At 39.3% G+C, this 11,948-nt stretch carries 10 protein-coding genes; 3 read left to right on the top strand and 7 right to left on the bottom strand.

Annotated elements, in window-relative coordinates; all coding sequences use genetic code 11:
- From KCG35_RS13395 to glpK, 3 genes are all read right to left on the bottom strand, one after another.
- A complete protein-coding gene (locus KCG35_RS13395; RefSeq protein WP_215820274.1) occupies positions 1-498 on the bottom strand; it encodes a hypothetical protein in 498 nt (165 codons plus the stop codon).
- 438 nt (positions 499-936) lie between these two features.
- Entirely contained in the window at positions 937-1,737 is an 801-nt protein-coding gene (locus KCG35_RS13390; RefSeq protein ID WP_215820272.1) for an endonuclease, read from the bottom strand.
- A 166-nt stretch (positions 1,738-1,903) separates the two neighbouring features.
- Positions 1,904-3,397 carry a glycerol kinase GlpK gene (gene glpK / locus KCG35_RS13385; protein ID WP_215820270.1) on the bottom strand — a complete coding sequence of 498 codons (1,494 nt, stop codon included), beginning with the start codon at positions 3,395-3,397 and terminating at the stop codon, positions 1,904-1,906.
- 296 nt (positions 3,398-3,693) lie between these two features.
- Here glpK and KCG35_RS13380 point away from each other — a divergent pair, with 296 nt between their 5' ends.
- From KCG35_RS13380 to KCG35_RS13370, 3 genes are all read left to right on the top strand, one after another.
- On the top strand, positions 3,694-4,455 hold the full coding sequence (locus KCG35_RS13380; protein WP_215820268.1) for a DeoR/GlpR family transcriptional regulator: 762 nt from the start codon (positions 3,694-3,696) through the stop codon (positions 4,453-4,455).
- Positions 4,456-4,727: 272 nt separating this feature from the next.
- Positions 4,728-6,254 carry a glycerol-3-phosphate dehydrogenase gene (gene glpD / locus KCG35_RS13375; protein ID WP_215820266.1) on the top strand — a complete coding sequence of 509 codons (1,527 nt, stop codon included), beginning with the start codon at positions 4,728-4,730 and terminating at the stop codon, positions 6,252-6,254.
- Positions 6,255-6,360: 106 nt separating this feature from the next.
- Positions 6,361-6,852: a hypothetical protein gene (locus KCG35_RS13370; RefSeq protein WP_215820264.1), complete on the top strand. Its 492-nt coding sequence runs from the start codon at positions 6,361-6,363 to the stop codon at positions 6,850-6,852.
- A 53-nt stretch (positions 6,853-6,905) separates the two neighbouring features.
- Here KCG35_RS13370 and dauA read toward each other — a convergent pair whose 3' ends face one another.
- From dauA to KCG35_RS13350, 4 genes are all read right to left on the bottom strand, one after another.
- Positions 6,906-8,612, bottom strand: a complete 1,707-nt coding sequence (gene dauA, locus KCG35_RS13365; protein ID WP_215820261.1) for a C4-dicarboxylic acid transporter DauA — start codon at positions 8,610-8,612, stop codon at positions 6,906-6,908.
- Positions 8,613-9,070: 458 nt separating this feature from the next.
- On the bottom strand, positions 9,071-10,468 hold the full coding sequence (locus tag KCG35_RS13360; RefSeq protein WP_215820259.1) for a sensor histidine kinase: 1,398 nt from the start codon (positions 10,466-10,468) through the stop codon (positions 9,071-9,073).
- Positions 10,446-11,126, bottom strand: coding sequence for a response regulator transcription factor (locus tag KCG35_RS13355; protein ID WP_215820257.1), 681 nt, complete (start codon positions 11,124-11,126; stop codon positions 10,446-10,448). The genes KCG35_RS13360 and KCG35_RS13355 overlap by 23 nt, the downstream gene beginning before the upstream one ends.
- 54 nt (positions 11,127-11,180) lie before the next feature.
- A complete protein-coding gene (locus KCG35_RS13350; RefSeq protein WP_215820255.1) occupies positions 11,181-11,936 on the bottom strand; it encodes a transporter substrate-binding domain-containing protein in 756 nt (251 codons plus the stop codon).
- Between the last annotated feature and the right edge of the window lie 12 nt (positions 11,937-11,948).

Below are 11,948 nucleotides of genomic sequence, written 5' to 3'. Positions count from 1 at the left end.
TTACAAATTACCACATTGCAAATCAATAGACATTTGGCGAATCCCCCAGCCATCCTGGAATCCTCGTTCGCGAGCATAATCTATCTTGGTTTGATTATTATCACGTAGGCCTGCAATAACAGTATATGGACGGAATTTATAGATTGTCATTGTGATTGGTTTGCCTAATGAGTCAGTAGTCTTGCGATTAGCATCATGAACCAGCTTGGTATCTACAGTATGAACAGGTAAGTTGTTATTATAGGGATTATTTTCTGGATAAAATTGAAATAAATACACATCGTCATTGTGCCTCCAGTTTCCACTGGAATCAGTAGCTTTAATAACATGTTTTTCATACATCATTTCTTGATCAATACAACCAAATGTTGACTTGATCACCAACTGGTTGCCAAGACTAGCTGAATACCAGGTAAATGATCTTTCATTTGCACTGAATGCCAGACCAGCGACTAGGCTGAGGCTTAAGCCCAATGCTGCAGCTACTTTATTTTTCATTATCTACTTCCTTACTTAATATATTGGGAAGCAAATACTAAGTGATCCAGTAAACTCATCATATAAGACTTTAGTCATATTTATTAGACTACATAATTTAGAAGATTATTTCTTATCAGCCGTCGACAACAAACAGAAAAGTCTAGTCTAATGGCGCTCCCTGCCCCTGTTTTTCAACCAATTTCAAGCATTGCAAAACCACTTTTTGCTATATCTCAATCTCAGTTAAAGGCTCACCTGTGGTACTTTTTTTGCGGCAGACAAAAGCAGGATAACGCACATCGAACTGTTTGCCGCAGGACGCGGCAACCAAGCCTCCAGGGATGGATTCACGGCGTGTTCGATGAGTGTTATGCTGACTTTGGACAAAGGTAATTTAAAAAGTAGCGTTTGCAACGGTAAAATTACATACAATTGTCCAAAGGGTTCACAACATATTCAAAAAACGTTGTGCTGACTATTTTTATCAACAGGTGTTGGACCATCCTGAAAGCGTGCTACTCGTTTTGCTTTTTCACGTTCCCATCGACTCACAGGATCACGCTTGGCCCACTGAGTGAACTGCTCCTGCTCATTTTTACTGAGTGATATATGATATTTACGAGCCATATACAGATACACCCGTGCAATATCCCCACGAACACGCACAGGCGGCTCTGCAAGATCCTTTTTAAAATCAATTTCCATATCACATTGCCCGTAGCGACGAGATTCACCTCGAATGTTACCAAAGCCGAAATTAGATCGATCACCATTAACCTCACCTATCGCAGGCGCCAGGTTATGTAAGTCTGCCTCCATACGGCGAAATAACTCACTTTCTCGACGGCAGTTTTTCCGTCCCCCCTGCTGCCAACAGCTCATTCGCTGTCCAAAATACGATGCAGGCATTATATGTTCCCACTCAATACGTGCAGCCCGCTTAGCATTTTTACGTGCCTGATAACCACAACTGTTCAAGTCAGGTACTAATTTTTTTCCACGCTGAAGATAGCGACAGTTACAGTACAGTGAATAGGTATTATCATGATAAACGTCTTTTAATATTCGCTTAGCCTGAGAAAACGACTGTACATGCTTACCTTTTGCATTATTAGGAAAAGCAGGCTGACTATTTTGTTCAGTACAGCCGACTAATAACAAAAGCAGTGCCGCTATAATTAGCTTATTTATCAACGGTATAAACCTAGCGTTTAACTGTCTGCTAAAAATGACAGACATTATTGGTTTTAAATTCATTATTCGGAACCTCTTAACCCGAAATAAAAAAGGCTGGTAGCCCAGCCTTAAAATACCCTTCAGTATAAGTATATAATAATTTATACAGCAATTTAGCTATAATAACTTCCAACTCATTTTCATGCATATAGTTAGAGGTTTAATCGATAAAAATAAAAAGCTATTCTCATTTTAACGCTGGTGTTTTTACACGCTCAACGGCATCTAACCAGCCTTTATAAAGCTCTTCTCGGCGTTCTCTCTGCATTTGTACTTCAAATGCTTTATCACTCCGCCACAGTGACTCAAGTTGCTCAAGATCCTTGAATAAACCCGTGTAAAGTCCCGCTAAATAAGCTACACCCAAAGCCGTCGTTTCTGGAATAGCAGCACGGTCCACTTGTACATCTAAAATATTGGCTAAAAACTGCATTAACCAATTATTCACAACCATGCCACCATCAACACGAATAGCGGATGGTTTTTCTGCACCATCAGCCGTCATTGCTTCTAGTAAATCCCTGGTTTGATAACATACCGACTGTAATCCTGCTGCGACAATTTCAGCTATACCTGTATCCCGTGTCAGCCCCATAATCGCACCGCGTGCATTGGGATCCCAGTAAGGTGCTCCCAATCCAGTAAATGCGGGAACCATAAATACACCATGGCTTTCCTCTGCTTCTTTCGCTAAAGCCTCTGTCACGCTCGCATGAGGAATTAAACGAATACCGTCGCGTAACCATTGAATGGCTGCACCCGCTATAAATATACTGCCTTCAATGGCATAGGTAACTTCCCCATTAAGTCTATAGCCTACTGTTGTTAATAACCGATGCTTAGACTTAACAGCCTGATTTCCTGTGTTTTGAATAAGAAAACAGCCTGTGCCATAGGTACTTTTTGCCATGCCAGAGTGGAAACATGCCTGCCCAAAAAGCGCAGCCTGTTGGTCCCCAGCAATTGCAGTCACAGGTATCGTTGCGCCAAATAAGGAACGATCACACTCACCAAAATCTGCACTACAATCCATTACTTCAGGCAACATCTGTGCTGGAATATTAAATAGTTGAAGTAATTCCTGATCCCATCTTTGGGTGTGGATATTAAACAACATTGTTCGAGAGGCATTGGTAGCATCTGTCTTATGACTCGCCCCACCCGTTAACCGCCATAGTAAGAACGTATCAATCGTGCCAAAAACCAATTTACCCTGCTCTGCTTTTTCTCTTGCACCTTCAACATTATCTAACAACCATCGTATTTTGGTTGCAGAAAAATAGGGATCAATCAATAGTCCCGTTTTAGCAGAAACACGTTCCTCCTGTCCCTGCTGTTTTATTTGCTCACAATAATTAGCGGTACGACGATCTTGCCAAACAATGGCCTTATGAATAGGCAAACCTGTATCACGATCCCAAACAACCGTTGTTTCCCGTTGGTTAGTAATCCCAATTGCTGTGATATCTTCTGCTTTTAATTTAGCTAGCGCCAATGCACCACGACAAGTTGCCAGTACACTTTGCCAAATTTCCTCAGGATCATGCTCAACCCAACCATCTTGAGGGTAAAATTGGGTAATTTCCTGCTGATGCTGTTGTACTGGTACACCCTGGTGGTTAAAAATAATTGCTCTGGAACTTGTTGTTCCTTGGTCGATAGCCATTATATAGCCGGCCATAATTACTCCTTTTTGTTGTTATTATACCCTTCAAGAGCAGTCTTTTGGTCAATAAACAACCACTCCTTAAGGCATCATCAGCGACTCCCAAGTGTGTAGTTCGCTATGTGTATGGTGAAACGAAAATGACAGCGTGTTAAGTTTTTTTTGAAAATTTTAACCGTATCGTAATAAAGCTAATCATGCACTCTATTATGCTTATAATATATACATTCACGCTCACTGAAGGTTTATGGTATAGTACATTTTCGAAAACGAACATATTATATTTAGCCAGGTAATAGATTTCAGCATATATGAGCCAAACCCACCGTCATGAGCAAATTCTGCAACTGGTTCAACAGAAAGGATTTGTCAGTATTGATGAACTGGTACAACGCTTCACAGTAACCCCTCAGACAATTCGCAGAGATCTTAATCAGCTTGCAGAAACATGTCAGTTAAAGCGTTACCATGGCGGAGCAGGCATTCCAACGTCAAGCATAACGAACACAGCTTATGCACAACGAAAAATAATGCAGTTGTCTGCTAAGCAAAAAATTGCGCAGCGTGTGGCTAAAGATATTCCCAATAACAGTTCGTTATTTATTAATATTGGCACCACCACTGAAGCTATTGCAGAAGCACTATTACAACATCAAGGACTCACTGTTATTACCAATAACCTTCATGTCGCCAGCATTCTAAAAAATAAAGAGGATTTTAATATTTTACTTAGCGGGGGACAGGTGCGAAATCGTGATGGAGGTATAATCGGCCAGGCAACCGTTGACTTCATCAGCCAGTTTACCGTGGACTATGGCATTATTGGTATTAGTGGTATTGATCAGGAAGGACAATTACTCGATTACGACTATCAAGAAGTTCGTGTAGCACAAGCCATTATTAAGCACTCTAGACAAGTATTTCTTGCCACAGATATATCCAAGTTTGGCCGCAACGCCTTAGTAAAACTTGCCCAGTTACGTGAAATTGATCGACTATATACCAACACCAGCCCACCTGAAGAATACTTGGTGCTCACTGAGCAAGCCGATACTGAACTTGTTATAGCCTAAATTTTCGTATTCGAAAATCCCTAGTTAACGAGTGTACTACTCTTCTACTCATTTTTTGTAGCATATTTCTTTTTTACTAAGAAAGCATACAACACATTGTCTGACAGCTTATTTTGCATAATACTTTAACCTCACCTTAATAAAAACCACCCTCCTGTATGTTAGGCCTAAGAAGCTTGCTATACGACACTTAATGTTTAAAATACAACATAAATGTTCGAATTCGAAGACTCCACAATGACCATGGATATGGCTTAACATGGAATGCATCTATGACTCAAATACAACAAGACACAGGCACTTCACCAGAAACCCCTTTGGATTTAGTTATTGTTGGTGGCGGTATTAATGGTGCAGGTGTAGCTGCTGATGCAGCAGGTAGAGGACTCAAAGTATTATTATGTGAACAAAAAGACTTTGCTTCAGCCACCTCCTCAGCAAGTAGTAAATTAATACATGGCGGATTACGCTACTTAGAACACTACGAGTTTCGTTTAGTGAAAGAAGCATTACAAGAAAGGGAGGTTCTCTTAAAAATAGCACCACACCTTGTAAAACCGATGCGCTTTGTTTTACCTCACCAACCGCATTTACGACCAGCGTGGATGATAAGAACGGGACTATTTTTATATGACCATCTGGGCAAACGAGAAACATTACCAGGATCTCGAGGTGTAAAATTCAACGGAAGCTCAGCTTTAGATGAGAAAATCAAACAAGGATTTGAGTATGCGGACTGCTGGGTTGATGATGCCAGGTTAGTTATCCATAACGTGCTCGCGGCAGCTGAACATGGTGCTATCATCAAAAACAGCACAGGTTGTACTTCAGCAAAACGCGAAAACGACCTATGGCGTATTGAATTAAAGGATTCTAATCAACAAACACAACAGGTGTTCAGCAAAGGCCTTGTTAATGCAACAGGACCATGGGTCGTTGACTTTATCAAAGGCACCACTCATACCCAATCACGATATGGGGTAAGACTCATTAAAGGCAGTCACATTGTTGTACCTAAAATTTATGAAGGTGATGAAGCCTATATTCTACAAAATGAAGACCAACGAATTATTTTTGTTATTCCCTATCTCGATAATTATTCACTCATTGGTACCACAGATGTTGAGTACCATGGTAACCCCCGAGATATCCAGATTTCAGCTCAAGAAGTGGACTATTTAATATCCATCACCAACACACACTTTAAGCGTCATATCTCTCCAGCTGATATTGTCTACAGTTATTCTGGTGTTAGACCGCTGTGTGATGATGAGTCACCTAACCCGTCAGCCATTACCCGTGACTATACCATTACCGTTGATGATGAAGACGGAAAAGCCCCCTTACTTAATATTTTTGGCGGAAAACTAACCACCTATCGTAAGCTAGCCAATGCAGCAATGGAAAACTTGCGCTCCTACTTTCCTAAAATGTCTGATAGTTGGACTGCTTATACGCCAATGCCTGGTGGGCAGTTTACTCACGGCTTTGAGCAATTTTGCGAAAAAATGTACACCAGTTACCCTTGGTTAGAAAAATCAATTATTACTCGGTACTGTACTAATTATGGTACGCGCGCTATAACATTGCTAGACAATATTAAACAAGTCGAAGACCTTGGCCCGTATTTTGGCGCAGGACTTTATGGAAAAGAAGTAGACTTTCTGATAACACATGAATGGGCTAACTCTCTGGAAGATATTATCTGGCGACGAACTAAAGCAGGTATTGAGTTAACCCACAATCAACTTAATTATTTACACTACTATTTAGAGAAAAATCACGATATTACATGTTAGCTAAATGATATAGACACTTAACCATGACATTTAAAACAGCTTGTGCGTAAATAGCTCTATTATATCCTTGGCGAAAGGTATAGATAACTTAAAAGGTAATCGTAATATGTCAGGTCAAGATCAAATTCTCTATCAAAAACGCTTTTTAAGCTTTGACCATTGTGAATTAGAAAGTCATCAGTTTACTGAGCTTAATATTCCTGATCAGCAAATTCCTCGTCAGCGACTCATCGCCAAAGGCAAAGGCATTATTGAAGAAGATGCTATTTTTGAAGATGAGCATAATTTATCAGCCAGTGAAGCTGAAGCTAATGCACTTGATAATGGAGAAGAAGAAGCGCTTAATGAAGTAACAGAAGACTACCAGTTCACTGCAACGATTGATGATACATCAGAAGGTGATGCCGCTGCTTGGGAGTTAACATTCAAAGGTAAAAGCCCTACTTTTGATGATGCCTATGAGATATTACGTACCCTGCTAAACTGCGAAGATCCACTTATCGATCAACATTATAATCCTACAGTAATTAATAACGAGTCTGAATCTTCTCTTACCAAATCATTGTTAAACAGTGACTATAACCCTGAAGAACGATAGACCATAAAATCACTGTCTGAATAATTATTGTCAGACAGTGATGCTACATTGCTTTAGCTGTTAGAATGTACAAGCATACGTTTTGCTTTTTCGACCGCATCGTCTATTTGGCGAGAAAATGCAACCTTGCCCTCTTTGGTTCGAATACCAACACGTCTAAGCTTCAAAATCATTCTAGGCTGTAAATTATTAATAATTAAACCTACCTGATGATCTGACAAGTTCTTGGCAATTGACTCCATCGCAACAATTGCACTCATATCAATCATTGAGACCTCAGTCATATCGAGAATAACTACTTTCACCTCAGGGGTAATGTACATCAGGTTATTTAATGCCTTCTGCGCTGACCCGAAAAATAACGGTCCATTAATATCATAAATTGATATTTCTTTAGTAATATTTTCAGTATGATCATGTTCAAAAAGTAATGGTTTAGCTTCTGCTGTGCGCACACTTTTACGGACAAAAAACATAATCGCCAAACACATTCCTACGGCCACGGCAATGGTCATATCAAATAGCACCGTCAATGCAAAGCACGTGAGCAAAGTGATAATATCATCTCTTGGCGCAACTCGAACAATTCGAATAAAGTGTCGTGCTTCACTCATGTTCCAAGCAACCATAAGCAATAATGCCGCCATTGATGCCATAGGAATATAAGCTAGCAGAGGTGCAAGCGATAAAATAGACACTAAAATAAACAGCCCATGAACCACCGATGCCAATGGTGAACTGCCCCCCGCTTTTACATTGGCTGTCGTTCTGGCGATAGCTGCAGTTGCTGGAATCCCACCAAATAATGGTGCAACCATATTGCCAATACCCTGGCCAATCAACTCATCATTAGGATTATGTTTTTTCCCTGACATTCCATCAGCCACAACAGCACACAGCAAAGACTCTAATGCCCCTAATACTGCAATTGTAAATGCTGCAGATAACAGCTCATGCACCAAGTCAAAGCTTATTCCTATTGGCTTACCATCAGCTGCAGGTAAATGCCAAGGCCAATTAAAAGCGGGGAGTATAGGAGGAATACCAAACCCCATCTGCCCATCAATCACATAATGAAAACGTGTACCGACTGTTTCAATTGAAAAGCCTGTAGAAACCTGACTTAAAACCCAAGCAGATATAGCCCCGACAAACAGTGCTACCAAATGGCCAGGTATTTTTGACTTCAACTTAGGCCAAACGATTAATACAGCCAAAGTTATCCCACCAATTAACGCTTCTTGCCAGTGAACACTGGGTAATGCTTGGCCAATTTGGCCCAGCTTATGCAGGTAGTGCCCTTCTAGTGAATCAAGCTGCAATCCCAAAAAATCTTTGATCTGTAGTGTTGCAATAACAACCCCTATCCCTGCAGTAAAACCAACCGTCACAGGATAAGGTACAATTTCAATGAGACGCCCTAACTTCGTGCTCCCCATTAAAATTAAAATGATCCCAGCCATAAAACCACTTACAAGTAAGCCCCCCAGACCATAAGTATGCACTATGGGTAATAACACCACGACAAATGCAGCTGTTGGACCAGAAATATTAACTTTTGAGCCACCAGTAAGTGAAGTAACAATACCTGCAACGATTGCCGTATATAAACCATGCTGCGGCGGCACTCCAATCGCAATAGCCAATGCCATCGATAATGGGAGAGCGATGACACCTACGCTTAAACCCGCAATGAGGTTAGACTGAATACTTCCCCATGAACGCTCATTTTTGAATGACCGTGTTAAAGCAGAAAACATGTGCAACACCTAGTCAATTACAGCATTTGTGATACGACTATTCTTGAAAAGCACACTTAATGACCATTAAGTATACCCATAACGAAGGTTTTTAAGCGACGACTGTCAAGCGATGAAGCCCCAGAAGCTTATATTAATAAGTGACTGGGGTGAAGAGCGCCGACAACAAACCCTAAAAGTGATTCGTGAAGGGTATTAAGATAAGCTAATCGTAACAGGTAAAGAAGAACGCTAATCATTCCCCTTAAAACCATTTGTGAAAAGTCCCCCTTCCGCTGGGGATATAATAACAAAAATCTTTGTGTTTATGTGGTAGCAATATTTGATATACATTAAGTAATGTACAACACGTCAACATATTGTAACAATCATATCGTCAAACATCAGATAAATACGTACTCCAAACTGATATCTTAAAACATTGCATCAAAATCAAAACAATGCTTATTCCAAAACAGTCAAACCAGAGAGTCCAACTTTATTTTCACTGTTAAGCCATGATCCCCTTCTAGCGAAATTTGCGCATTATGATATTTGCATATTGCTTTTACCATACTAAGTCCAAGTCCACTACCTTGAACACGATAATGCTTTTCCATACGATAAAAACGTTTAAACACATTTTCACGTTCATGTTCTGGAATACCTGACCCACTATCAGCGATACTCACTATGGGTTCATAATGACCATCTAACGAGATCGCTATATGACCACGTGTTGGGGTAAACTTAAGTGCATTATCAATAATATTAGATAAAGCCTGAAACCATAAATTGGGATTACCCATTTGCCATACTGGCTTATCACAGAGTTGCCAGTGACACTTTATATCATGATCTTCACATACAGGTTGATACATTTCTTTCAAATCAACCATCAATTGTCGGTAATCAAATTTTATATCTCTTTGTTCAAAGGACTTTGATTCCAATTGAGAAATGGTCATTAAAGATGAAAAGTTTTTTTCTAATCGTTCAATTTCACTTAATAATAATTCAATATCTTTATGTTTAATATTTTTTTGATTAAGCAGAAACTCCAGCTGCCCTCTCAATCGAGTCAACGGGCTTCGCATATCATGGGCTATTTTAGCCGAGAAATCCTGTAAATCATTGATTTTGGAGTTAGCTGATAACAATAACTCGTTAATTCTTTGGAAGATTTGCTTAAACTCTCCAGTAGCCATAGTAAAATGAAGCTGTATATGCGGAGACTCTTTCGCTAAGTCACAGTATCGAAGTATATCATTAACCTTTCTTGACTGACGATATTGTAAAAATATACCCAGTAGCAATGCCACAATAAAAGTACAGATAACAATATAGTAAATTAAAGTCTGTATATATTCTACAAACTCAATTGCGTCATTAGCATTGCTACCTATTTTAAAAACACCACCATCAGCAAGCTTAAATATATAGACAAAAAAATGAGTATCGGCTACTTCAATAATTTCAAAATCTTTCCATAACGGCTGAATAATGGGTTTTGAAATAAACTGATGCAGGTTAAAATAGAGAATTTGTTTTTTATTGTCTACAACCTGAACATAAATATTACTCATCATATACTTTGCATTAAGTGAAATATTCAAATTTTCAACTAATTTTTCAACAAAGTCATGAGAAGAAAGTCGAACCACTTTGTTACTTTTTTCATCATAAAGTAGTTCATCAATAACAGGATCAGCCAGCCCCATCACCCGTTCAGCCAACTCAGCGAGAATAGCATTATTAACCTGAGGGTATACTAAACACCACGCCAGTGTTATAACAAGCCATAATCCCAAACAAGCAAATAATGGAAGACGAAAAAGAAAGTGTCGAATAAAGCTAACGGGGCGCTTTAATGACATAACCAGCTCCCCTAATGGTAAGAATTAATTTTACCTTATGGTTTTTATCAATTTTCTGCCTAAGTCGGCTAATATGCACATCGATAATATTAGTTTGGGGGTCAAAATAATAGTCCCAGACCTTTTCTAGCAGCATTGAGCGGGTAACAACTTGATTAACATTTCTGACTAGATATTCTAGCAGCCTATACTCCCTTGGCTTCAGCTGTATCTTCTCACCAGCACGCTCAACCTCATGGGTAATCTGATTTAATGTCAAGTCATGCACTTGCAAAAAAGGCTCGTCGACAGTATTTGCCTTATAACGACGGTATAAAGCCTCAGCACGAGCCAATAATTCGGCAAATGCAAATGGTTTACATAAATAATCATCTGCACCCACTTCTAGTCCTTCAACCCGTTGATTAACATCCGTTAGTGCTGTCACCATCAAGACGGGTGTATGAATTCCTTGTTGACGAATTGATTTTATAAGAGCAATTCCATCCAACCCTGGCAACATACGATCAACAATTAACAAGTCATATTGCATAGAGGCACACTGAATCAAACCTGATGGCCCCGTATCCGCGGAGTCAACTTGATGTTCAGCATTTATCAAATAATCAACAATATTACCTGCTATTTTTGGATCATCTTCTATAACCAGTATCTTCATGGAATGGTCTCTAACACCCTGTTAAATCGAGTTTTTAATGATTACAAAAAGCAACTAAGGATCTATTTTCCATTTACGTTTTAATGCATCAATCTCCATAACAGATAGCCAATCATTTACTTTTGTTAACAGTATTTTGCTATCTTTTTGTACCATGTAAACTTTATAACTCTCTGTACCTACAAACGGTTGTGCATTCGCTACACAGAGCTTATTCTGGTGTAAACGGCTTTGATAACGACCTTCAATTAAGTCTGTTACCATCACATCAGCTTGTTTACTTAGTAACATACCAAAAGGAACAAAATTATCTTTTGCATTAATAACCGTTGAATTTATCAGGCGAGATTTTACAAACCGCTCATTTGTGCCACCAGGATTAACAACCACTTTCACAGAAGCATTATTAATCACTTTTTCTGATGTATACTGAATAGAATCTTCACACCGAACCAAAGCAATTTTACCATTATCAATCACTTTTGATGTAAGTAAAAATGCATTAGCGCGATCTTTAGTATAGGTGATCCCCCCCATCGCAATATCAAACTTATTATTTGCAAGGTCTTTAGATAACGTAGGCCATGACGTTTTTATAAAAACCACCTTCAAGCTGAGTGCTTTACCCAGTGATTCGGCCATATCAATAGCAAACCCTTGGAGTTTACCATCATTATTGGTAAAGCTAATGGGTGCATAATCTCCTGTTGTACCAACACGAAGTATTCCTCTTTCCTTCACCATTGACCAATCATCACCGTAACCATTAACTGCACACAACAAAGACATAAGAAAAATAATTTTTTTCACAGAAATGAACAC

It is taken from the genome of Zooshikella harenae (assembly GCF_018837975.1).
Lineage (GTDB): Bacteria > Pseudomonadota > Gammaproteobacteria > Pseudomonadales > Zooshikellaceae > Zooshikella > Zooshikella harenae.
Note: the sequence above shows the minus strand (reverse complement) of the source record. Positions and strands in the feature narration are given on the sequence as shown.

Excerpts from the sequence above, each read along its gene's own strand:
- KCG35_RS13395 (WP_215820274.1), bottom strand. The coding sequence starts at position 498 with ATGAAAAATAAAGTAGCTGCAGCATTGGGCTTAAGCCTCAGCCTAGTC.
- KCG35_RS13390 (WP_215820272.1), bottom strand. The coding sequence starts at position 1,737 with ATGAATTTAAAACCAATAATGTCTGTCATTTTTAGCAGACAGTTAAAC.
- glpK (WP_215820270.1), bottom strand. The coding sequence starts at position 3,397 with ATGGCCGGCTATATAATGGCTATCGACCAAGGAACAACAAGTTCCAGA.
- KCG35_RS13380 (WP_215820268.1), top strand. The coding sequence starts at position 3,694 with ATGAGCCAAACCCACCGTCATGAGCAAATTCTGCAACTGGTTCAACAG.
- glpD (WP_215820266.1), top strand. The coding sequence starts at position 4,728 with ATGACTCAAATACAACAAGACACAGGCACTTCACCAGAAACCCCTTTG.
- KCG35_RS13370 (WP_215820264.1), top strand. The coding sequence starts at position 6,361 with ATGTCAGGTCAAGATCAAATTCTCTATCAAAAACGCTTTTTAAGCTTT.
- dauA (WP_215820261.1), bottom strand. The coding sequence starts at position 8,612 with ATGTTTTCTGCTTTAACACGGTCATTCAAAAATGAGCGTTCATGGGGA.
- KCG35_RS13360 (WP_215820259.1), bottom strand. The coding sequence starts at position 10,468 with ATGTCATTAAAGCGCCCCGTTAGCTTTATTCGACACTTTCTTTTTCGT.
- KCG35_RS13355 (WP_215820257.1), bottom strand. The coding sequence starts at position 11,126 with ATGAAGATACTGGTTATAGAAGATGATCCAAAAATAGCAGGTAATATT.